Origin of the sequence: Streptomyces sp. NBC_01707 (assembly GCF_041438805.1) — a bacterium.
Taxonomy (GTDB): domain Bacteria; phylum Actinomycetota; class Actinomycetes; order Streptomycetales; family Streptomycetaceae; genus Streptomyces.
Genome location: NZ_CP109190.1, coordinates 6,700,958 through 6,723,080 on the forward strand (window position 1 = coordinate 6,700,958; position 22,123 = coordinate 6,723,080).

Here is a 22,123-nt window from a genome sequence, read left to right on the forward strand (position 1 = left end):
ACATGCCGAAGAAGGCAGGGGAGGGCGATGCGGGGAAAGAAGGCAGGGGAGGGCGATGCGGGAAAATACGGGGGAAGCGGCGCACCCGTCGGTGACGCCGACGGCGATGCTCGCGCGCCAATTTGTATCAAGTGCGCACAGTCGACCGAAAGGCACCCTCATGTGATCTGGGTCACATTTGTGTTTACAGTTTTACGGGCCGGGTAACTGCGACTGTTTACGCAGGTCAGCGTGCGTACACGCAGGTCGGCCGCACGTCCTCCCGGCGCGGCGGCGCGGACCCTCCGGATGCGTACGCGTATCGGGCACACTGGCGGGATCTGCCACGACCGGGGAGTGCAAGGTGAGCACAGACAATCCAGGCATCGACCCACTGGACGGACTGCGCGCCCCGCAGGACCCGGCCTGCGATGTGTTCCTCACCGGCACGGTCTTCCTCGACATCGTCTTCACCGGCCTGGACAGCGCCCCGGTGCGCGGCACCGAGTCCTGGGCGCGCGGCATGGGCTCCAGCCCCGGCGGGGTCGCCAACATGGCCACCGCACTGGCCAGACTCGGACTCCACACCTCGCTCGCCGCGGCGTTCGGTGACGACCACTACGGGGAGTACTGCTGGGACGCCCTCGAGCAGGGCGAGGGCATCGACCTCTCGATGTCGCACACCGTCCGCGGCTGGCATTCGCCGGTGACCGTGTCGATGGCGTACGAGGGCGAGCGGACGATGGTCTCGCACGGCCACGAGGCCCCGCCGCCCGCCGCCCGGGCGAACCGGACCTTCCCGCACTGCCCGCCACGCGCCCGCGCCGCCGTCGCCTCACTCGCTCCCGGCCGCACCGAACCGTGGGTGGCCACCGCGGCCCGGCACGGCGCCCGGATCTTCGCCGATGTCGGCTGGGACGAGACCGGCCGGTGGGACCTGGACGCGCTGCCCGACCTGGAGCACTGCCAGGCCTTTCTGCCCAACGCGGAGGAGGCGATGCGCTACACCCGGACCGACTGCCCGCGCGCCGCCGCCCACGCCCTGGCCGAACGGGTGCCGCTCGCCGTCGTCACGCTCGGTGCGGAGGGCGCGTACGCGGTGGACGCGGCGACCGCCGTCACCGCCGAGGTGCCCGCGATCGAGGTCGAGGCGCTCGATCCGACCGGGGCGGGTGACGTCTTCGTCGCCGGTTTCGTCACCGGCACCCTGGCGGACTGGCCGCTGGCCGACCGGCTGGCCTTCGCCGGACTGACCGCGGCGCTCTCCGTGCAGGAGTTCGGCGGGTCCCTGTCGGCGCCCGGCTGGGCGGAGATCGCCGCCTGGTGGCAGCGGGTCCGCACCTGCGACGGCCAGGACCCCGCGGCGCTGCAGCGGTACGCGTTCCTGGAGGACCTGCTGCCCGCGGCCGCCCGGCCCTGGCCGCTGCGCCGGGCCGTGCCGACGATCGGCTTCCGCCGCCCGGCGTGACGCAGGGGTATCCGGGCACGTGTGTTCGCCATGCGTACGAAAAAGCCCTCGGTGTTGTCCGTGCGGAGTCGTAGGCTTGGTAATCCAGAGGTTGTCGAGCAGCGAGAACCCTGCAACGGGAGGTATGTGCAGGCCCGAGGGCCGGCCCATGACTCAGACACCCACACAGCCGCAGGCGCGTGCCCAGATCAGGATTCCGGCCGCACACCCCATGGTGATGCTCCTGGGATCGGGAGACTCGCTGCTGCGCGTGATCGAAACGGCGTTCCCGGCCGCCGATATCCATGTCCGGGGCAATGAGATCAGCGCCATCGGGGACGCGGTAGACGTAGCCCTGATCCAGCGCTTGTTCGACGAGATGATGCTCGTGCTCCGCACCGGGCAGCCGATGACGGAGGACGCAGTGGAACGCTCGATCGCCATGCTCCGGGCGAGCGGCAACGGTCAGGGGGAGCCGCAGGGCGAGACTCCCGCCGAGGTGCTCACCCAGAACATCCTTTCCAGCCGCGGTCGCACGATCCGCCCCAAGACGCTCAACCAGAAGCGCTACGTGGACGCGATCGACAAGCACACGATCGTCTTCGGCATCGGACCCGCCGGTACCGGCAAGACCTACCTCGCCATGGCGAAGGCGGTCCAGGCCCTGCAGTCCAAGCAGGTCAGCCGGATCATCCTGACCCGGCCCGCCGTCGAAGCGGGCGAGCGGCTCGGCTTCCTGCCCGGCACGCTCTTCGACAAGATCGACCCGTATCTGCGCCCGCTCTACGACGCGCTGCACGACATGCTCGACGCCGACTCGATCCCGCGGCTGATGGCGGCGGGCACGATCGAGGTGGCGCCGCTGGCATACATGCGCGGCCGCACGCTCAACGACGCGTTCATCATTCTCGACGAGGCGCAGAACACCAGCGCCGAGCAGATGAAGATGTTCCTGACCCGCCTGGGCTTCGACTCGAAGATCGTCGTCACCGGTGACGTCACCCAGGTGGACCTGCCGAACGGCACGAAGAGCGGTCTGCGCCAGGTCCAGGACATCCTCGACGGCGTCCAGGACGTGCACTTCTCCCGGCTCACCTCCCAGGATGTCGTCCGGCACAAGCTGGTCGGCCGTATCGTCGACGCGTACGAGAAGTACGACAACCGAGACAGCCACAACGGGAAGTAGTCGCAGCGCGCCATGTCGATCGACGTCAACAACGAGTCCGGAACCGAGGTCGACGAGCAGGCGATCCTCGACATCGCCCGCTACGCGCTCGCGCGGATGCGGATCCACCCGCTCTCCGAACTCTCGGTGATCGTGGTGGACACCGACGCCATGGAGCAGCTCCACATCCAGTGGATGGACCTGCCGGGTCCGACGGATGTCATGTCCTTCCCGATGGACGAACTGCGTCCGCCGGCCAAGGACGACGAGGAGCCCCCGCAGGGCCTCCTCGGTGACATCGTGCTCTGCCCCGAGGTGGCGAAGAAGCAGGGCGAGGACGCGGAGACCCAGCACTCCATGGACGAGGAGCTCCAGCTCCTCACCGTCCACGGAGTGCTGCATCTCCTCGGGTACGACCACGAGGAGCCGGACGAGAAGGCCGAGATGTTCGGTCTCCAGGCGGCGATCGTCGACGGCTGGCGCGCCGAGCACGGCCTGACCGGTCCGTCACCCGCCCCGACCGTGTCGTGAGCGCCCCCCTCATCACCGGAGCCGTCCTGCTGATCGTCGTCGGCTGGCTGGCGGCCTGCGCCGAGGCGGGCATCGCCCGGATGTCGAGCTTCCGGGCCGCCGAGGCGGTCCGGTCCGGGCGGCGCGGCAGCGACAAGCTGGCACAGGTCGCGAGCGACCCGACCCGCTATCTCAATGTCGCCCTGCTGGTGCGGGTCGCCTGCGAGATGGCGGCCGGGGTGCTCGTCACGTACGCCTGCCTGAAGGAGTTCGCGGAGACCTGGGAGGCGCTGGCCGTCGCGATGGGCGTGATGGTCCTCGTCTCCTATGTCGCCATCGGGGTCTCGCCGCGGACCATCGGCCGGCAGCACCCGCTGAACACGGCGACGGCCGCGGCGTACGTCCTGCTGCCACTGGCCAGGATCATGGGCCCGATCCCACAACTGCTGATCCTGCTGGGCAACGCGCTCACGCCCGGCAAGGGTTTCCGCAAGGGGCCGTTCGCGAGCGAGGCCGAACTCCGGGCGATGGTCGACCTCGCCGAGCAGGAGTCGCTGATCGAGGACGACGAGCGGCGCATGGTGCACTCCGTCTTCGAGCTCGGCGACACGCTCGTACGCGAGGTGATGGTGCCGCGGACGGACCTGGTCTGCATCGAGCGGTACAAGACGATCCGGCAGGCGCTGACGCTGGCCCTGCGCTCCGGGTTCTCGCGGATCCCGGTCACCGGGGAGAACGAGGACGACATCGTCGGGGTCGTCTACCTCAAGGACCTCGTCCGCAAGACGCACATCAACCGGGAGTCGGAAGCCGATCTGGTGTCCACGGCGATGCGCCCGGCCGCGTTCGTGCCGGACACGAAGAACGCCGGCGATCTGCTGCGCGAGATGCAGCAGGAGCGCAGCCATGTCGCCGTCGTCATCGACGAGTACGGCGGTACGGCAGGGATCGTCACGATCGAGGACATCCTCGAGGAGATCGTCGGAGAGATCACCGACGAGTACGACCGCGAACTGCCGCCCGTCCAGGCGCTGGAGAACGGCTGCTTCCGAGTGACCGCCCGGCTCGACATCGGCGACCTCGGAGACCTGTTCGACCTCGACGAGTACGACGACGAGGACGTGGAGACGGTCGGCGGGCTGCTCGCGAAAGCGCTGGGACGGGTACCGATCGCCGGGGCGTCGGCGGTCGTGGACCTGCCCGACGGGCGCCGGCTGCGGCTGACCGCGGAGTCTCCGGCGGGGCGCCGGAACAAGATCGTCACGGTGCTGGTGGAGCCCGTGGGGCCGGAGGGGGAGAAGACGGAATGACTCCGCAGGAGCTGAAAGCGTTCTGTCTGGAGTTCAACGCGAGCGTCGAGGAGTTTCCGTTCGGCCCGGAGACCTCGGTGTTCAAGGTGCTCGGCAAGATGTTCGCGCTCAGCACGCTCGACGCGCGGCCGCTGACGGTCAATCTGAAGTGTGATCCGGATGACGCGGTGCGGTTGCGGGAGGAGTACGCGGCGATCGCGCCGGGCTGGCACATGAACAAGCGGCACTGGAACACGGTGACGGTGTCCGGGGTGCCGGGACGATTGCTGCGGGAGCTGATCGAGGACTCGTACGACTTGGTGGTGGCCGGGCTGCCTCGGGCGGAACGGTTGCGGCTGGACCGGGCGTAGTTCTCCGCGGGGGCGGAGCGGGGAACAAGTCGGCCGCTTCGTATGCTCGGCACATGACTGAGAGCACCGACCTCGGCCCCGAGGACCGCAAGATCGTCACCCTGGCGCGCAGCGCCCGCGCCCGCAACGGTGTGCCGGAGGGCGCGGCCGTACGGGACGAGACCGGGCGCACGTATGTCGCGGGAACCGTGCAGCTGGAATCGCTGAGGCTCAGTGCGCTGCAGACCGCCGTCGCGATGGCCGTGGCCAGCGGCGCGACCTCCCTGGAGGCTGCCGCGATCGTCTCCGAGGCCGAAGCTCCGTCGGACGCGGACCGTGCGGCGGTACGGGACCTGGGCGGGCCGGCGACCCCGGTGCTGCTGGCCGGGCCGGACGGTGTGCTCCGGCGCAGCGTGACGGCCGGCTGACACCGGGCCGGGGCACCGCCGAGCGCACCCGGTCGCGGGTGCCGGAACCGGAAAGAACCGGGCCGTCGTCCCGTGTCGGGGCCCGTCGGAACCGCACCCGCACGGCCTGGGACGACGCCCGGGAGGCCATGCGACGGCCCGCTGTGCGGCAGGGCCGCCCGGATCGGGGACAATGGGCGCCATGAGCGCTCGACCTAACCCAGAAGCTGCTGCGCAGCAGGCTGAGAACAACGCCCCCCACCGGGCCGGCTTCGCCTGCTTCGTGGGCCGCCCCAACGCGGGCAAGTCCACCCTTACGAACGCTCTGGTCGGCCAGAAGGTGGCGATCACCTCCAACCGGCCCCAGACCACCCGGCACACGGTGCGCGGCATCGTGCACCGCGAGGATGCGCAGCTGATCCTGGTCGACACCCCCGGCCTCCACAAGCCGCGCACCCTGCTGGGCGAACGGCTCAACGACGTCGTACGCACCACCTGGGCCGAGGTCGACGTCATCGGCTTCTGCCTGCCCGCCGACCAGAAGCTCGGGCCCGGCGACAAATTCATCGTCAAGGAACTCGCGGGCATCAAGAAGACCCCGAAGATCGCGATCATCACCAAGACCGACCTGGTCGACTCCAAGCAGCTCGCCGAACAGCTGATCGCCGTCTCCCGCCTCGGCGAGGAGCTCGGCTTCGAGTGGGCCGAGATCATCCCGGTCTCCGCCGTGAAGGACAGCCAGGTCGACCTGCTCGCCGATCTGATCGCGCCGCTGCTCCCGGAGAGCCCGCCGCTGTACCCGGAGGGCGACCTCACCGACGAGCCCGAGATGGTCATGGTCGCGGAGCTGATCCGGGAGGCCGCACTCGAAGGCGTACGCGACGAGCTGCCGCACTCCATCGCGGTCGTCGTCGAGGAGATGCTGCCGCGCGAGGACCGTCCCGCGGACAGGCCGCTGCTCGACATCCACGCGAACGTCTACATCGAGCGGCCCAGCCAGAAGGGCATCATCATCGGCCCGAAGGGCAAGCGTCTGAAGGAGGTCGGCATGAAGTCGCGCAAGCACATCGAGGCGCTGCTCGGCACGCCGGTCTTCCTGGACCTGCATGTGAAGGTCGCCAAGGACTGGCAGCGCGATCCCAAGCAGCTGCGCAAGCTCGGATTCTGAGGCGGGTCAGCCGCGCACCGGTCTCACGCGCCCTCCTTGAGGACGCGTGAGACCAGTGCGCGCTGCGCGTCGGTCAGATGCGGATCCGCGCAGTGGACGGTGCGGTCGCCGACCGTGATCCGGTACCGGAAGCCGTCCGGTACCCCGGGCGGTGGGGTGCCCCGGCCGTCCGCGAGCGCGGATTCGGCCAGGGCCTCCCAGTCGGCTGCGTCGGCCAGGCCCGAGGTGTCGACCTCGCGGCGGCGTGCGATGCCGGCGAAACCGCCGGTGCGACTCACCTCGATGCGCAAGGTCTCACTCCTCTCGGGCTGATGCCCACGCTCTGCCCCGAACCCCGCTCCTCAATCTCCTCCGTGGCCTCGAAGGCGTGGGGGATGTCCGAGGGGCACGCTCCCGGGGTCAGGCGGACGGAACGCCGACCTCCGACCAGGCCTTCCGCACCGCCTCCAGTTCGTCGCCCTCGCCGTAGCGGTCCTTCGCCGCCTCGACCGTCAGGCGGGCGAAGTCCGAGAAGTCCGCGTCCCCGGCCAGCTCGTCGCCCGTGAGCACGTCGAACCAGAGCCGGCCCGCCCGCTCCCACGCGTTGCCGCCGAGCGCCGTGGCCAGCAGGTAGAAGGCGCGGTTCGGGATGCCGGAGTTCAGATGTACACCGCCGTTGTCCTCGGTGGTGTGGATGTAGTCCTCCATCGACGCGGGCTGCGGGTCCTTGCCGAGCACGTCGTCGTCGTACGCCGTTCCCGGCGCCTTCATCGAGCGCAGTGCCTTCCCCTGGACCCGGGGGGCCAGCAGTCCGGCGCCGATCAGCCAGTCGGCCTGGTCCGCGGTCTGACCCAGCGAGTACTGCTTGACCAGGGAGCCGAAGACGTCCGACATCGACTCGTTGAGCGCGCCGGACTGGCCGAAATAGCTCAGGTTGGCCGTGTACTGGGTGAGGCCGTGCGTCAGTTCGTGGCCGATCACATCGATGGCGACGGTGAAGTCGAGGAAGATCTCGCCGTCCCCGTCGCCGAAGACCATCTGCTCGCCGTCGAAGAACGCGTTGTTGTACTGCTCGTCGTAGTGCACGGAGCCGATCAGCGGCAGCCCGTTGCCGTCGATCGAACGGCGGCCGTATGCCGTGAGCAGCAGTTCGAAGGTGGCGCCGAGCCCCGCGTACGCGCGGTTGACGCTCGCGTCCCGCGTCGGCTGCTCCCCCTCGGAGCGGACCTTGAAGCCCGGCAGCCGCGTGCCGTGCCGGCAGTCGTACAGGACGCGCTCGGGCTTGTCGGACTCCGTTCCGGTGGCCACGGTGGGCACGGAGGGGACGAGGGTCGTCATCTGGCGGCGGGTGCGCCGGGCGGCGTCACCCTCCAGGGTGCGGCGGGCCGGACCGGAGAGACCGGGGTCGTCGGCCTGTGACAGCTTGTCGAGAACATGGGGCGGCACGATCGTGCAGAAGACGGGGTGGAACCCGTGCTGAGGTCGAGGCTGCATGGGTCCGACTGTGGCACCGCGTCACCGATCTGTCACTGATTGCGATCGGGATTGACGAAATGGAGTGATTGATCACTCTTTACCCGTTACCGGCGCCCGGTCCCGCATACTGATACGGACCGACGTCTCAGGCACCCCTCGGTTAGTCTCGTTGCATCATGCGTTACGGGCTGCTTCTTCTTAGCTGCCGCGGCGAGGGCCTGTAGTCGTAGGCCGACCCCCTCCCCGCGGAGTCTGGTGCTGCAGCGACACAGTCGGCCGTCCCATTGCTGGACCCCGAGGAGCCGTACGCCATGACCGCCGTGAATCCCCCCCGGACCTCTGCCGAGAACTCCGTAGGCCGCCCCACGCCGATCACCAACGCCACCGCGCTGCAGAAGCCGTCCGGGATGCCGATCCACAAGTACGGCCGGTACGAGGCCGTCGAAATCCCCGACCGCACCTGGCCGGACAACCGGATCACTGTTGCGCCCCGCTGGCTGTCCACCGATCTGCGTGACGGCAACCAGGCACTGATCGACCCGATGTCGCCGGCCCGCAAGCGCGAGATGTTCGACCTGCTCGTGCGCATGGGCTACAAGGAGATCGAGGTCGGTTTCCCGTCCTCCGGTGAGACGGACTTCGCGTTCGTCCGCTCCATCATCGAAGAGGGCGCCATCCCCGAGGACGTGACGATCTCCGTTCTCACCCAGGCCCGCGAGGAACTGATCGAGCGAACTGTTGAATCACTGGTCGGTGCGCGACGCGCCACCGTGCACCTGTACAACGCCACCGCCCCCACCTTCCGCCGCGTGGTCTTCCGCGGTTCGAAGGAGGAGGTCAAGCAGATCGCGGTGGACGGCACCCGGCTGGTCATGGAGTACGCGGAGAAGATCCTCGGCGACGAGACGATCTTCGGCTACCAGTACAGCCCGGAGATCTTCACCGACACCGAGCTGGACTTCGCCCTGGAGGTCTGCGAGGCCGTCTGTGACGTCTGGCAGCCCGAGGAGGGCCGCGAGATCATCCTCAACCTGCCCGCCACCGTGGAGCGTTCGACGCCGTCCACGCACGCGGACCGGTTCGAGTGGATGTCGCGCAACCTGTCGCGCCGTGAGCACATCTGCCTGTCGGTCCACCCGCACAACGACCGAGGCACCGCCGTCGCCGCCGCCGAACTGGCCATCATGGCCGGCGCGGACCGGATCGAGGGCTGCCTGTTCGGCCAGGGCGAGCGCACCGGCAACGTCGACCTGGTCACGCTGGGCATGAACCTGTTCTCGCAGGGCGTCGACCCGCAGATCGACTTCTCGCAGATCGACGAGATCCGCCGCACGAGCGAGTACTGCAACCAGATGGAGGTCCACCCGCGCCACCCCTACGCGGGCGACCTGGTCTACACCGCCTTCTCCGGCTCCCACCAGGACGCCATCAAGAAGGGCTTCGACGCCATGGAGGCCGACGCGGCCGCCCAGGGCAGGACCGTCGACGAGATCGAGTGGGCGGTGCCGTACCTGCCGATCGACCCGAAGGACGTCGGCCGTTCGTACGAGGCCGTGATCCGGGTCAACTCGCAGTCCGGCAAGGGCGGAATCGCCTACGTCCTGAAGAACGACCACAAGCTGGACCTGCCGCGCCGGATGCAGATCGAGTTCTCCAGGATCATTCAGGCCAAGACCGATGCCGAGGGCGGAGAGGTCACGCCGACGCAGATCTGGTCCACGTTCCAGGACGAGTACCTGCCCAACCCGGAGAACGCCTGGGGTCGCGTGCAGATCCGTTCCGGTCAGACGACGACCGGTTCCGACGGCCGGGACACGATCACCGTCGACGCGACCGTGGACGGCGCGGACACCGTGCTGACCGGTTCCGGCAACGGTCCGATCTCCGCGTTCTTCGAAGCGCTGCAGGCCATCGGCATCGACGCCCGTCTCCTGGACTACACCGAGCACACGATGAGCGAGGGTGCGAGCGCCCAGGCGGCCTCGTACATCGAGTGCGCGATCGACGGAAAGGTCCTGTGGGGCATCGGCATCGACGCCAACACCACGCGGGCCTCGCTGAAGGCGGTCGTCTCCGCGGTCAACCGCGCAACCCGCTGACCCGGCGCCCGAAAGGGCGCACAGGCGCATGATCGCCGAACCCCGTCCACCCGGCTCCCGGGGGCGGGGTTCGGCCATCTCCCGACGGTTGTGACGATCGAGGTGCTGACGCCACATCGTGACTGTGGTTAACATCACGTCGACACGGCAATGTTGCCGGAGCGTTACGGAGGTGTGCGACGTGCGGTCAGCCCTGGGACAACGCGCCATGAAGCTGCGTATCTGCGGCATCCGCACCATCTGGGACGCCGTTGCCGACGGCGAGTTCTTCTGCCCCGGCTGCGGCGGCGACCGCAACTACCGCCGTCTCACCGGCCGTCGGCGCTTCACCGTGCTCGGTGTGCCGCTGCTGCGCCGGGGCACCGTGGGCCCCGTCGTCGAATGCGCCGCCTGCCGCACCCACTTCGACACCGACGCGCTCGACCACCCCACCACCACCCGGTTCTCCGCGATGCTCCGGGACGCCGTACACACGGTCGCCCTCGGCGTCCTCGCCGCCGGTGGCACCACCTCGCGCACGGTCCTGGAGACCGCGGTGGCCACCGTGCGCGGCGCCGGGTTCGACGACTGCACGGAGGAGCAACTCTCCACCGTCGTCGAGGTGCTCGCAGCCGACATCGGCCACGGCTCCGCCTTCGACGCCGCGGCCGAGGCGTGCGGCGCCGCCCTCGCCATCGAGCTCCACGAGGCGCTGGAACCCCTCGCCCCGCATCTGGCGCCCGCCGGACGTGAATCGATCCTGCTGCAGGGTGCCAGGATCGCGCTCGCCGACGGCCCGTACAGCCAGGCCGAGCGCGAGGTGCTGACCACGGTGGGTGCGGCGCTGCAGCTCTGCGCGGACGACACCGCCCGGCTGCTCGCTGCGGCGGCGCGTACCCCGTCCTAGCGCCTGCTCCCCGTGCTCCGGAGCTCCCCACCCCGATCGGACGCTCCACGCTCCGGGCGGGTACTCCCACGGGCGTGCGCGGGCTCCCTCGCCCCCCGCAGCAGCCGCGAAACCGGCCCCCGGCGGCCGGGAGCCGGGACAGGGGCGTCGGAACGGCAGCTCGGGCGGCGCAGCACGCGGTAACGGCCGGGGCGCGTGGCCGGCCGAAGCCGAACCGTACGGTCTTCAGGGGCGGCCCCGCTCGGGTGCGCGCGTACAGGACAATGGACGCATGAGCTTGTTCCGGGACGACGGCGTGGTGCTGCGCACGCAGAAACTGGGCGAGGCCGACCGGATCATCACGATCCTGACCCGCGGCCACGGCCGGGTGCGGGCCGTCGCCCGCGGTGTGCGGCGTACCAAGTCGAAGTTCGGCGCCCGCCTCGAACCGTTCTCCCATGTGGACGTGCAGTTCTTCGCGCGCGGCAGCGAACTGATCGGCCGCGGTCTGCCGCTGTGCACCCAGAGCGAGACGATCGCGCCGTACGGGGGCGGCATCGTCACCGACTACGCCCGGTACACCGCGGGCACCGCGATGCTGGAGACCGCCGAGCGCTTCACCGACCACGAGGGCGAGCCCGCGGTCCAGCAGTACCTGCTGCTCGTCGGCGGGCTGCGCACCCTCGCCCGGGGGGAGCACGCGCCGAACCTGATCCTCGACGCCTTCCTGCTGCGTTCCCTTGCCGTCAACGGTTACGCACCCAGCTTCGAGGACTGCGCGAAGTGCGGAATGCCCGGACCCAACCGATTCTTCTCCGTCGCGGCGGGCGGTGCCATATGCGGCGACTGCCGGGTGCCCGGCAGCGTCGTACCCTCAGCAGAGGCCGTCGCCCTGCTGAGCGCGCTGCTCACCGGTGACTGGGAGACGGCCGACGCGTGCGAGGCGCGGCATGTCAGGGAGGGGAGCGGGCTGGTGTCCGCCTATCTGCACTGGCATCTGGAGCGCGGACTGCGTTCGCTGCGTTACGTAGAGAAGTGACCGACACCGGCACAGCAGGCACAGGGAGACGAGACAGCTCATGGCAGTACGCGGGATCCTCGGTGGCCGTAACAGGCGCGTATACAAAACCCCCGAGCCACACCCCTCCGGGGCCACACCCCCGAAGATCCCCGGCGAGCTGGTGCCCAAGCACGTCGCCGTCGTGATGGACGGCAACGGCCGCTGGGCCAAGGAACGGGGCCTCCCGCGCACCGAGGGCCACAAGGTCGGCGAGGGCGTCGTCATGGACGTCCTCAAGGGCTGCATCGAGATGGGCGTCAAGAACCTCTCGTTGTACGCCTTCTCCACCGAGAACTGGAAGCGTTCGCCGGAAGAAGTGAAGTTCCTGATGAACTTCAACCGGGACGTCATCCGCCGCCGTCGTGACGAGATGGACGAACTGGGCATCCGCATCCGCTGGGTGGGCCGGATGCCGAAGCTGTGGAAGTCCGTCGTCCAGGAGCTCCAGGTCGCCCAGGAGCAGACGAAGGACAACGACAAGATGACGCTGTACTTCTGCGTCAACTACGGCGGCCGGGCGGAGATCGCCGACGCCGCGCAGCGCATCGCCGAGGACGTCGCGGCCGGAAAGCTGGACCCGGCCAAGGTCAACGAGAAGACCTTCGCGAAGTACATCTACTACCCGGACATGCCGGACGTGGACCTGTTCGTGCGTCCCAGCGGTGAACAGCGCACCTCCAACTACCTGATCTGGCAGAGCGCGTACGCCGAGATGGTCTTCCAGGACGTGCTGTGGCCGGACTTCGACCGGCGCGACCTGTGGCGGGCCTGCCTGGAGTACGCCCAGCGCGACCGGCGCTTCGGCGGCGCGGTGGAGGGTTCGGAAACGGCGGAGCCGACGGCCTGACCCTGCCGGTACGATCACGGCTCTTCATACTCGGGAGGGGCCATGAGCGAGCAACAGGGGACCGTGCACGGTGCGGTCGAGCTGAGATACCGACCGGTGCTGCAGGACTACTCGGCGACGCTCCGCGCCCGCAACCGGGTCAGCGCGGCGGGCCGACGGCAGCGGATTCTGGGGGTGGCCGCGACGGGGTGCGCCGTCGTGGCCACCGCACTGTCCCTGGTGAGTGGCACCGACGTCCCGGTGCCGCTGCTGGTGGCGCTGCTGTTCTGCGGCCCGGTGCTGCTCCTGAGCCCGTGGCTGATGGCGCGCCAGCTGTTCCGGTTCGTGGGGCGGCAGGGCGAGTTCCGGGTACGGGTCGAGGAGTCCGGCGTCACCGTCGACACCGACAACTCCAGTACGGTCGTCAGGTGGCAGGCGCAGCCGCGGTACCTGGAGACAGCAGATCTCTTCGTGATGCTCAGCGACGACAGGAACGCCGTCGGCCTGACCGTGGTGGCCAAGCGCGGCGTCCAGGACCCGTCCGACGTGGACCGCCTGCGTGAGATCTTCGACCGGCACCTGACAAAGGTCTGACAGCCTGAGTCCGGCACCGTCCAGACTCTCCGGCGCTTGCGGAGCGGGGGCTCGGAGGCGAGGCCGAGCCCCCGGCGGCGGTCACCCCGCCGTCGGGCACTCCGCGCACTCCGCGCACGTACCGAAGACCTCCACCGTGTGCGCCACGTTCACGAAACCGTGCTGCGAGGCAATCGTCGCCGCCCACTGCTCCACCGCCGGCCCCTCGACCTCGACGGCCTTGCCGCAGACCCGGCACACCAGATGGTGGTGGTGTTCCCCGGTCGAGCACCGCCGGTACACGGACTCGCCGTCGGTGGTGCGCAGGACGTCCACCTCGCCCGCGTCGGCGAGGGACTGCAGGGTGCGGTAGACCGTGGTCAGCCCGACCGAGTCACCGCGGTGCTTGAGTACGTCGTGCAGCTCCTGGGCGCTGCGGAACTCGTCCACCTCGTCGAGCGCGGCGGCCACCGCAGCGCGCTGCCGGGTCGACCGGCCGCGTACCGGGGATGCGTTCGTTCCACTGATCGGCGCCGTCGCCACAGGTGCCTCCTCGTGTCGCCCGTACATGTGTCGGGCCATTGTGCCAGTCCGCCCGCGTGCCGGGGTCAAACCCGGACGTCGTCCGAGGCCGGTCGGGAAGCCGGTACGTCCGGAGCCTTCCCTTCCAGGGTGCACTGCGCCGTAGCCGTTTCGCTGCGTCGGGCGCGCCGTGCGGCCAGCGGTGCGGCGAGCAGGGTCAGGGCGACGAAGACGCCGATGGCCAGCAGCACGATCGTCGCGCCGGGCGGCACGTCCTGGTAGTACGAGGTCACGGTGCCGGCCAGGGTCACCGCCGTGCCGATGACGACGGACAGTACGAACGTCACCTTGAAGGACTTCGAGATCTGCTGCGCGGCCGCGACCGGGACCACCATCAGCGCGCTGACCAGCAGCAGGCCGACGACGCGCATCGCGACGGTGACGGTCACCGCCGCCGTGACCGCGATCAGCAGATTCAGTGCCCGCACCGGCAGCCCGGTGACCCGGGCGAATTCCTCGTCCTGGCTGACCGCGAACAGCTGGCGACGCAGCCCCAGTGTCACCAGCAGCACGAAGGCGGCGAGCAGACAGATCGCGGTGATGTCCTCGGACGAGACCGTGGACAGCGAGCCGAAGAGGTACGAGGTGAGATTGGCGTTGGACCCGGTGTCGGAGAGGTTGATCAGCAGCACCCCGCCCGCCATGCCTCCGTAGAACAGCATGGCCAGCGCGATGTCGCCGCGGGTGCGCCCGTACCAGCGGACCAGTTCCATGACGACCGAGCCGACGACGGCGACGGCCGTGGCCATCCAGACGGGGCTGGTGGAGAGCAGGAAGCCGAGGCCGACACCGGTCATCGCGATATGGCCGATTCCGTCGCCCATCAGGGCCTGGCGGCGCTGGACGAGGTAGATCCCGACGGCGGGGGCGATGACGCCGACGAGTACGGCGGCGAGCAGGGCCCGCTGCATGAAGGGGGGCTGGAGGAATTCCGTCATCAGGTCAGCAGTCCCGTCCGGGCGGGCTCGGAAGCCGCGTGGGGGTGTACGTGGTCGTGGCCGGGCAGCGCGTGCTGGCCCAGGGCCTTCGGGGGCGGCCCGTCGTGCATCACACAGCCGTCGCGCAGCACGATCGCGCGGTCGATGAGGGGCTCCAGCGGGCCCAGTTCGTGCAGCACGAGCAGCACGGTGGTGCCCGTGGCGACCTGCTCACGCAGCGTATCGGCGAGGATCTCCTGGCTGGCCAGGTCGACGCCCGCCATCGGCTCGTCCATGATCAGCAGCTCGGGTTCGGCGGCGAGTGCGCGGGCGATGAGCACGCGCTGGTGCTGCCCGCCGGAGAGGGCGCTCACCGAGTCCTTGGCCCGGTCGCCGAGGCCGACGAGCTCGATGGCCCGGTCGACGGCGTCCCGGTCCGCCTTGCGCAGCGGTCCCAGCTTCGTACGGGACAGCCGCCCGGCGGCGACGACCTCGCGGATCGTGGCAGGAACGCCACTCGCCGCCGTCGTGCGCTGCGGTACGTAGCCGATCCGCGCCCAGTTGCGGAAGCGGCGCAGCGGGGTGCCGAACAGCTCGACCGAGCCGCTGGTCAGCGGGACCTGGCCGATGACGGACCGGACGGCGGTCGACTTGCCGGAGCCGTTGGCGCCGAGCAGGGCGGCGACCTCACCGCGGCGCACGGTGAGATCGATGCCGCGCAGTACAGGGCGCGCGCCGAGCGTGGCCGTGGCTCCGCGCAGGGTGATCACGGGGTCGGGCTTGGTGCTCCGGGGCTCGGGCATGAGCGTCTCCGATACTGCTGTGGCGGGCGTTGCGTGGGTCACTTCGCGCCGAGCGCCTTCTGGAGCGCGGCGAGATTGGACTGCATGACCTCGATGTAGTTATCGCCCTTGGACTTGGCGGTGATTCCCTCGAGGGGGTCGAGGACGTCGGTCTTCAGACCGGTGTCCGCGGCGACGGTCTTCGCGGTCTTGTCGCTGGCGAGCGTCTCGAAGAAGACGGTGGTGGCGTTGCTCTTCTCCGCGATGGAGTGAATGTCCTTGATCCGGGCGGGGCTCGGTTCGGTCTCGGGGTCGATGCCGGCGATGCCCTCCTGGACGAGCCCGTAGCGCTCGGCGAGGTACCCGAAGGCGGAGTGGGTGGTGATGAACGTCTTGGTGGTGGTGGTCCGCAGGCCCGCCTTGTACGACGCGTTCAGCGCGTCGAGCTTCTTGAGCAGGGCGTCCGTGTTGGTGCGGTAGTCCGCGGCGTGGTTCGGGTCGGCCTTCTCCAGGGACTTTCCGACCCCCTTGGCGACCTCGGCGTACTTCACCGGGTCCAGCCAGATGTGCGGGTCGGCCCCGGCGCCCTCGCCCTCGTGCGCATGGCCGTGCTCGTCGCCGCCGGTCTCCGTGCCGTGGTCCTCCAGCGTGGTGAGCTTCGCCGCGTCCACGGAGTTCCTGACCCCGGACTGCGCGATCGCGTCGTCGACGGCGGGCTGGATACCCTTGAGATACAGGATGTAATCGGCGTCGCCGAGCCCGCCGATCTGCCGAGGGCTGAGCTCCAGGTCGTGCGGCTCGACGCCCGGCTTGGTCAGTGTGGTGACCGAGACATGGGTCCCGCCGATCTCCTCGGCCAGGAACTGCATGGGATAGAACGAAGCCACCACATCCAGCTTGTCCCCGTTCTTGCTTTCGGCGGCGTCGGAGGTGGAGCAGGCGGAGAGCCCGGTGAGACCGAGGGCGACGGCCCCGGCGACAGCGGCGGTGGGTATGAGGCGGCGTACGTTCATGACACTCATTTTCAACAAAAGTGGAAACGATTGTCAACAAGCTCGATGTGAGGCCCTGCTCACCATCTGTCCACGCACCGATTTGATCCAGGGGGCGTGCCCGCCGGTAATCTGAAGCATTCGCCGTTCGTCGTCGTCGTAATGAAGAGAGCACCGTGGCCGCCGACAAGATCGACTCCATCGTCAGCCTGAGCAAGCGCCGTGGCTTCGTTTACCCCTGCAGTGAGATCTACGGTGGCCAGAAGGCCGCCTGGGACTACGGGCCGCTGGGCGTTGAGCTCAAGGAGAACCTCAAGCGCCAGTGGTGGCGCTACATGGTCACTTCGCGCGAAGACGTGGTCGGTATCGACTCGTCGGTCATCCTCGCCCCCGAGGTATGGGTCGCCTCCGGCCACGTCGCCACGTTCACCGATCCGCTGACCGAGTGCACCTCCTGCCACAAGCGCTTCCGCGCGGACCACCTGGAGGAGGCGTACGAGGAGAAGCACGGCAAGCCGCCCGTCAACGGCCTCGCCGACCTCAACTGCCCCAACTGTGGCAACAAGGGCACCTTCACCGAGCCCAAGCAGTTCTCGGGTCTGCTCTCCACGCACCTCGGCCCGACCCAGGACTCCGGCTCGGTCGCCTACCTGCGCCCCGAGACCGCGCAGGGCATCTTCACCAACTTCGGTCAGGTGCAGCAGACCTCGCGCAAGAAGCCGCCGTTCGGCATCGCGCAGATGGGCAAGTCCTTCCGGAACGAGATCACTCCGGGCAACTTCATCTTCCGCACCCGCGAGTTCGAGCAGATGGAGATGGAGTTCTTCGTCAAGCCGGGCGAGGACGAGCAGTGGCAGGAGTACTGGATGGAGCAGCGCTGGAACTGGTACACGGACCTGGGCCTGCGCGAGGAGAACATGCGGTGGTTCGAGCACCCGAAGGAGAAGCTCTCCCACTACTCCAAGCGCACCGCTGACATCGAGTACCGCTTCCGCTTCGGCGGCAGCGAGTGGGGCGAGCTGGAGGGCGTCGCCAACCGTACGGACTACGACCTCAAGGCCCACTCCACCGCTTCCGGCACGGACCTGTCGTTCTTCGACCAGGAGGCCGGCGAGCGCTGGACTCCGTACGTCATCGAGCCGGCGGCCGGTGTCGGCCGTTCGATGCTCGCCTTCCTCCTCGACGCCTACATCGAGGACGAGGCGCCCAACGCCAAGGGCGTCATGGAGAAGCGCACCGTGATGCGCCTCGACCCGCGCCTCGCGCCGGTCAAGGTCGCGGTGCTGCCGCTCTCCCGTAACCCGCAGCTGTCGCCGAAGGCCAAGGGCCTCGCCACCGATCTGCGGAAGAACTGGAACATCGAGTTCGACGACGCGGGCGCCATCGGCCGCCGTTACCGTCGTCAGGACGAGATCGGTACGCCGTTCTGCGTCACCGTCGACTTCGACACCCTCGACGACAACGCGGTGACGGTGCGCGAGCGCGACACCATGAAGCAGGAGCGCGTCTCGCTGGACCAGATCCAGGCCTACCTCGGCGCCCGGCTGCTGGGCTGCTGACGCATCACGGTTCCACGGCGAAGCCCCCGGTTCCTTGTACGGAACCGGGGGCTTCGTTGCACACTGAGCACACGCGACCATGCGTCAACAGGAGGCTCGGATGCCGTCCATGACCACCAGCAAGGTCAGCAGATGGGATCAGCACGGCCGTGAACATGTCGTCCATGTACGCAAGTCGGGGATCCAACGGCAGCTGAGCTGCGACACCTGCGACTGGCGCAAAGGTGTGCAGTTCCTACCCTGGCTCAAGGCCGAGGAACACCTCGCCGAGGCCCACCAGGCCACGGTCGACCCGACGGCCTGAGCCCGACGGCTGTCCGGCGGCCTGCCGTGACCGGCTCCGCGCGCAGTGCCGCTACGCGCGCAGGCCGCGCAGCAACAGCTCCGAGACGGCGGTGAACTCGGCGCCGATCGCGGGGTTCTGCCACTCGGCGGCGTATGCCGGATCGTGGAAGCGCGCTGTCGCGTCGAAGACCGCCTGGGCGGCGACCGCGGGATCGTCGACCGCGAACTGCCCGCCGCGTACGCCCTCCTCGACGATCTCCCGCAGCTGGCCGACCAGTTCGCGGATGTGCGCCTCGACGACCGTGCTCTCACCGATGAGCACGATGTAGGTGGCGAACAGCTCGGGGTCGTCACCGGCCTTGTGGCGCTTGGCCTCGAACAGCGCCGCCAGCCAGTGCCGCAGCTTCGCCGGGGCGGGCTCAGCCGAGGTGTTGATGATCTCCGTGAGGGCCACCTCGGTCCGGGTGAGCCAGCGAGCGGTCACCGCCTCGCGCAGCTCCGACTTCGTACGGAAGTGGCGGTAGACGCTGCCGTGGCTGACGCCGAGCGCGCGGGCCACGTCGACCACCGTCGCCTTGGCGGGGCCGTAGCGGCGCAGCACGTCCTCGGTGGCCTCGAGAATGCGCTCGGGGGTCAGTGGGTCGGCTGACGGCATGGTGTCTGTGCTGCCTTTCGGAGGGCACCGGTCGGGGAGCTGCCCGGTGGGGGCCGCACCCCGACGACCGTACCCGGAGCTCAGCGCTCGCTGTCGAGGTGGGCCATCTGTTGCTCCGGGTAGCGCGCACCGGCGGCTGCACCCGCCGGGACGGCCTCCTCGATCGCGGTGAGGTCGGCGGCGTCCAGCGTGACGTCCAGGGCGCCGAGAGCCTCGGTGAGCCGGTCGCGGCGGCGGGCGCCGACGAGCGGCACGATGTCCGTACCCCGGCCGAGCACCCAGGCGATGGCGATCTGGGCGACCGAGACACCCTTCTGCTCGGCGATCTTGCGCAGGGCGTCGACCAGGTCGAGGTTGTGCTGGAGGTTCCCGCCCTGGAAGCGAGGGCTCATGGCGCGGAAGTCGCCGGGGGCCAGCTCGCGGTCACGGCTGAAGTGCCCGCTGATCAGGCCGCGGGACAGCACCCCGTATGCCGTGACGCCGATGCCCAGCTCGCGGCAGACCGGCAGGATCGCGTCCTCGACGGACCGGGAGATCAGCGAGTACTCGATCTGCAGATCGGAGATGGGGGCCACCGACGCGGCCCGGCGGATCGTGTCCGCACCGACCTCGGACAGGCCGATGTGGCGGACATGGCCGGCCTCGACCAGTTCGGCGATGGCGCCGATGGTCTCCTCGACCGGGACATCGGGATCGACACGGGCGATCCGGTAGATGTCGATGTGGTCGGTGCCGAGCCGCTGGAGCGAATACGCGGCGAAGTTCTTCACGGCGGCAGGGCGGCCGTCGTACCCCGTGAAGGCGCCTTCGACCGTACGCAGCGCACCGAATTTCACGCTGGTCAGCGCCTGCTCGCGAGCAGCGCCGGGAGCGGTGCGCAGCGCCTCGTTGATCAGCAGTTCGTTGTGACCCATGCCGTAGAAGTCGCCGGTGTCCAGCAGGGTGATGCCCGCGTCGAGCGCGGCGTGGATGGTGGCGATCGACTCGGTGCGGTCGCTCTCGCCGTACAGCGCGGACATGCCCATGCAGCCGAGGCCCAGTGCGGAGACCTGTGGGCCGGTGGAGCCGAGCGTGCGGGTGGTGGTCATGAAGGTCTCCCGTGGGAAAGGAAGGGCGGGTCGTACGCAACTGTGACACAAGGACTAACAGATTTCAATATCTGTCAGTCCATTGTTGTGATGCTTCACCCGGACGGGCCGAAAACCGGGTGCTGGGCCGGGCGCGGCCGGGGTACCGTTCCCGCATGTATTCGTTCTTCCAGATCTACGAGTGAGAGCGCGGCGGGCCCGGAAACTCTCCGCCCGCCGCCCATCGGATCGATCCCAGGTCGCTCACGACCTCACGACTCACCACGAATGGGAGAACCCCGTGGCCAAGAGCCGCAACAACCTCCTCGGCGTCGGCGGACAGCGCAAGAAGCTGTCCCGCGCCGAGCAGCAGGGCGCGGGCACCGCGCGCAACGCCGACCGCAAGACGGCTGCCGACCAGAAGCAGGAACTGCTGCGCAAGATGCGTGAGCGCGCGCAGTCCGCCGAGTCCGCACAGTCGGACGACTCCCCGGAGCAGGAGCAGCAGGCCCAGAGCTGACGTCTTCTCATCACCCTTACGACCGTGGGCCCGGATCACCTCGAGTGATCCGGGCCCACGCTCGTTCCTGAACCGTCCCCGCACTCATGCCACCGTGCGCGGCAGCCGCAGGCTCAGCAGCGTCGTCAGCGCCACCGCCGCCAGTTGCACCAGCAGCGCCACGATCAGCGCGTCCCGCATGCCTGATCCGGGGACCAGGGCGAGGAACAGCGTGCCGAGCGTGGCCACCCCCAGGGCCAGAGCGGCCTGCTGCGTCGTCGTCATCACTCCGCCGCCCACCCCGGCCCGCTCGGCCGGCACGTCGGAGAGCACGATGCGGAACAGGACCGGCAGTTGCAGCCCCTGGCCGAGACCGGCGATCGCGACGCCCGGCAGCAGGGCCGGGATCCCCAGGCCGGGCCAGCCGAGCCACACGGTGAGCGCGAGCACCGCGACGCCCGCGCCCTGGATCAGCCCGCCCGCCGTCACGACCCGGCTTCCGAACCGCCGTACCAGCCGCGGACCGGCCAGCGAGGCCGCGAAGAAGGCCACCGCCATCGGCGCCAACGCCAGCCCGGCCGCCGCCGGACCGAGCTTCAGGCCCTGCTGCAGCGCCACCGCGATGACGAACATGAAGCCGCCGAAGCCGAGCGAGAACGGCAGGACCAGCGCCAGACCGCGCCGCAGCGAGTCCAGTCGCAGCAGGCTCGGCGGGATCAGCGGGATCTGTCCGCGCCGGTCGGCGCGCTGTTCGACCCGGTAGAAGGCGGCCGCGGCGATCGGGAACAGTGCGAGGGAGATCCAGGTCCACGCCGGCCAGCCCGCGGCCCGTCCCTCCGTCAGGGGCGCCAGCAGCGTCACCAGGGAAACGGCCAGCAGGAGCGTCCCCGGTACGTCGATGGGCGCGGGCCGATCCGAGCGGGTCTCCGGCACCGCACGCGCGGCCAGGACCAGCCCCACCGCTGCCACCGGCACGTTCACCAGGAAGACCGACCGCCAGCCCGCGCTCTCGCCGAACACCGACGACAGCGGAGCGGCGGCGACCAGTACGCCGCCGAGGATCTGGCCGGCGACCATCGAGAGCCCGGCCGTCGCCCCGTAGAGGCTCATCGCACGTGCCCGCCGGTGTCCGGAGGTGGCGGCCTGGATGGTGGCGAGCACCTGAGGCAGCATCAGCGCGGCCGAGGCGCCTTGCGCCACCCGTGCCCCGACGAGTGTCCAGGCATTCGGGGCGAGTCCGCAGGCCAGCGAGGTGAGAGCGAAGGCCGCCATGCCGGTGAGGAAGAGCCGGCGCCGCCCGGCCATGTCGCCGAGCCTGCCGCCGAGGACGAGCAGGACGGCGTACGAGAGTCCGTAGCCCGCCACGACCAGTTCGAGCAGTGCGGGGCCCGCGGACAGATCCTTGTCGATCGTCGGCAGGGCGACATTGACGATGAAGAAGTCGATGAGCGGCAGGGCCGCACCGATCAGCACGGTGAACAGTCCGAGCGTGCCGAGTACCGGGATGGGATGGTCGTGCCGCACCACACGGGTGGTGAGGGTGGATGTCTGCGTCCGTACGGTGGATTCACTCACGGTATCGACGATCCCCG

24 protein-coding genes are annotated in these 22,123 nt (G+C 69.4%); 15 read left to right on the top strand and 9 right to left on the bottom strand.

Features of this window, described 5'->3' with window-relative positions:
* Positions 1-343: 343 nt before the first annotated feature.
* The 7 genes from OG963_RS29995 (at position 344) to era (ending at position 6,315) form a co-directional block, all read left to right on the top strand.
* The gene (locus OG963_RS29995; RefSeq protein ID WP_093774418.1) at positions 344-1,447 is read left to right on the top strand and encodes a carbohydrate kinase family protein; all 1,104 of its coding nucleotides are present in this window, start codon (positions 344-346) and stop codon (positions 1,445-1,447) included.
* A gap of 148 nt (positions 1,448-1,595) precedes the next feature.
* On the top strand, positions 1,596-2,612 hold the full coding sequence (locus tag OG963_RS30000) for a PhoH family protein (protein WP_037822277.1): 1,017 nt from the start codon (positions 1,596-1,598) through the stop codon (positions 2,610-2,612).
* 12 nt (positions 2,613-2,624) lie between these two features.
* Complete coding sequence (gene ybeY, locus OG963_RS30005) at positions 2,625-3,122, top strand: rRNA maturation RNase YbeY (RefSeq protein WP_030921061.1); 498 nt, start codon at positions 2,625-2,627, stop codon at positions 3,120-3,122.
* Positions 3,119-4,411 (top strand): hemolysin family protein, encoded by a 1,293-nt coding sequence (locus tag OG963_RS30010; RefSeq protein WP_093774420.1) that lies wholly within the window; start codon positions 3,119-3,121, stop codon positions 4,409-4,411. The genes ybeY and OG963_RS30010 overlap by 4 nt, the downstream gene beginning before the upstream one ends.
* A complete protein-coding gene (locus OG963_RS30015) occupies positions 4,408-4,761 on the top strand; it encodes an MmcQ/YjbR family DNA-binding protein (protein ID WP_030921057.1) in 354 nt (117 codons plus the stop codon). Before OG963_RS30010 ends, OG963_RS30015 begins: the two co-directional genes overlap by 4 nt.
* Before the next feature lie 53 nt (positions 4,762-4,814).
* On the top strand, positions 4,815-5,168 hold the full coding sequence (locus OG963_RS30020) for a cytidine deaminase (RefSeq protein ID WP_030921055.1): 354 nt from the start codon (positions 4,815-4,817) through the stop codon (positions 5,166-5,168).
* Positions 5,169-5,340: 172 nt separating this feature from the next.
* The gene (era, locus tag OG963_RS30025; protein WP_030921053.1) at positions 5,341-6,315 is read left to right on the top strand and encodes a GTPase Era; all 975 of its coding nucleotides are present in this window, start codon (positions 5,341-5,343) and stop codon (positions 6,313-6,315) included.
* A 23-nt stretch (positions 6,316-6,338) separates the two neighbouring features.
* On the opposite strand, the gene OG963_RS30030 is transcribed toward era, so the two are convergent.
* Positions 6,339-6,605: a protealysin inhibitor emfourin gene (locus OG963_RS30030; protein WP_030921050.1), complete on the bottom strand. Its 267-nt coding sequence runs from the start codon at positions 6,603-6,605 to the stop codon at positions 6,339-6,341.
* 109 nt (positions 6,606-6,714) lie between these two features.
* Positions 6,715-7,788 carry a M4 family metallopeptidase gene (locus OG963_RS30035; RefSeq protein WP_319736313.1) on the bottom strand — a complete coding sequence of 358 codons (1,074 nt, stop codon included), beginning with the start codon at positions 7,786-7,788 and terminating at the stop codon, positions 6,715-6,717.
* A gap of 293 nt (positions 7,789-8,081) precedes the next feature.
* On the opposite strand from OG963_RS30035, the gene leuA reads away from it, so the two are divergent.
* From leuA to OG963_RS30060, 5 genes are all read left to right on the top strand, one after another.
* Complete coding sequence (leuA, locus tag OG963_RS30040; RefSeq protein ID WP_371799664.1) at positions 8,082-9,869, top strand: 2-isopropylmalate synthase; 1,788 nt, start codon at positions 8,082-8,084, stop codon at positions 9,867-9,869.
* Between the two features lie 208 nt (positions 9,870-10,077).
* Positions 10,078-10,755 (top strand): TerB family tellurite resistance protein, encoded by a 678-nt coding sequence (locus OG963_RS30045; protein ID WP_051878115.1) that lies wholly within the window; start codon positions 10,078-10,080, stop codon positions 10,753-10,755.
* Between the two features lie 271 nt (positions 10,756-11,026).
* Positions 11,027-11,773, top strand: a complete 747-nt coding sequence (recO, locus tag OG963_RS30050) for a DNA repair protein RecO (RefSeq protein ID WP_030921040.1) — start codon at positions 11,027-11,029, stop codon at positions 11,771-11,773.
* A gap of 40 nt (positions 11,774-11,813) precedes the next feature.
* Positions 11,814-12,641 carry an isoprenyl transferase gene (locus OG963_RS30055; RefSeq protein WP_030921038.1) on the top strand — a complete coding sequence of 276 codons (828 nt, stop codon included), beginning with the start codon at positions 11,814-11,816 and terminating at the stop codon, positions 12,639-12,641.
* Between the two features lie 42 nt (positions 12,642-12,683).
* Positions 12,684-13,214, top strand: a complete 531-nt coding sequence (locus OG963_RS30060; RefSeq protein WP_371799665.1) for a YcxB family protein — start codon at positions 12,684-12,686, stop codon at positions 13,212-13,214.
* An 81-nt stretch (positions 13,215-13,295) separates the two neighbouring features.
* Here OG963_RS30060 and OG963_RS30065 read toward each other — a convergent pair whose 3' ends face one another.
* From OG963_RS30065 to OG963_RS30080, 4 genes are all read right to left on the bottom strand, one after another.
* Positions 13,296-13,736, bottom strand: a complete 441-nt coding sequence (locus OG963_RS30065; RefSeq protein WP_030921032.1) for a Fur family transcriptional regulator — start codon at positions 13,734-13,736, stop codon at positions 13,296-13,298.
* Positions 13,737-13,801: 65 nt separating this feature from the next.
* On the bottom strand, positions 13,802-14,716 hold the full coding sequence (locus OG963_RS30070) for a metal ABC transporter permease (protein WP_176902226.1): 915 nt from the start codon (positions 14,714-14,716) through the stop codon (positions 13,802-13,804).
* Complete coding sequence (locus OG963_RS30075; protein ID WP_093774426.1) at positions 14,713-15,495, bottom strand: metal ABC transporter ATP-binding protein; 783 nt, start codon at positions 15,493-15,495, stop codon at positions 14,713-14,715. Before OG963_RS30075 ends, OG963_RS30070 begins: the two co-directional genes overlap by 4 nt.
* 38 nt (positions 15,496-15,533) lie before the next feature.
* The gene (locus tag OG963_RS30080) at positions 15,534-16,487 is read right to left on the bottom strand and encodes a metal ABC transporter substrate-binding protein (protein WP_093774428.1); all 954 of its coding nucleotides are present in this window, start codon (positions 16,485-16,487) and stop codon (positions 15,534-15,536) included.
* Between the two features lie 155 nt (positions 16,488-16,642).
* On the opposite strand from OG963_RS30080, the gene OG963_RS30085 reads away from it, so the two are divergent.
* Both OG963_RS30085 and OG963_RS30090 read left to right on the top strand, forming a co-directional pair.
* Positions 16,643-18,025, top strand: a complete 1,383-nt coding sequence (locus tag OG963_RS30085; protein ID WP_030921019.1) for a glycine--tRNA ligase — start codon at positions 16,643-16,645, stop codon at positions 18,023-18,025.
* Positions 18,026-18,125: 100 nt separating this feature from the next.
* Positions 18,126-18,329 carry a hypothetical protein gene (locus OG963_RS30090; protein WP_030921017.1) on the top strand — a complete coding sequence of 68 codons (204 nt, stop codon included), beginning with the start codon at positions 18,126-18,128 and terminating at the stop codon, positions 18,327-18,329.
* Between the two features lie 51 nt (positions 18,330-18,380).
* Here the strand turns inward: OG963_RS30090 and OG963_RS30095 are convergent, their stop codons facing one another.
* A complete protein-coding gene (locus OG963_RS30095) occupies positions 18,381-18,965 on the bottom strand; it encodes a TetR family transcriptional regulator (RefSeq protein WP_030921014.1) in 585 nt (194 codons plus the stop codon).
* Between the two features lie 80 nt (positions 18,966-19,045).
* The gene (locus OG963_RS30100; protein WP_093774434.1) at positions 19,046-20,053 is read right to left on the bottom strand and encodes an aldo/keto reductase; all 1,008 of its coding nucleotides are present in this window, start codon (positions 20,051-20,053) and stop codon (positions 19,046-19,048) included.
* A 280-nt stretch (positions 20,054-20,333) separates the two neighbouring features.
* On the opposite strand from OG963_RS30100, the gene OG963_RS30105 reads away from it, so the two are divergent.
* On the top strand, positions 20,334-20,552 hold the full coding sequence (locus tag OG963_RS30105) for a DUF6243 family protein (RefSeq protein WP_030921008.1): 219 nt from the start codon (positions 20,334-20,336) through the stop codon (positions 20,550-20,552).
* 84 nt (positions 20,553-20,636) lie between these two features.
* Here the strand turns inward: OG963_RS30105 and OG963_RS30110 are convergent, their stop codons facing one another.
* Positions 20,637-22,106 carry an MFS transporter gene (locus tag OG963_RS30110; protein ID WP_371126402.1) on the bottom strand — a complete coding sequence of 490 codons (1,470 nt, stop codon included), beginning with the start codon at positions 22,104-22,106 and terminating at the stop codon, positions 20,637-20,639.
* Positions 22,107-22,123: the final 17 nt, after the last annotated feature.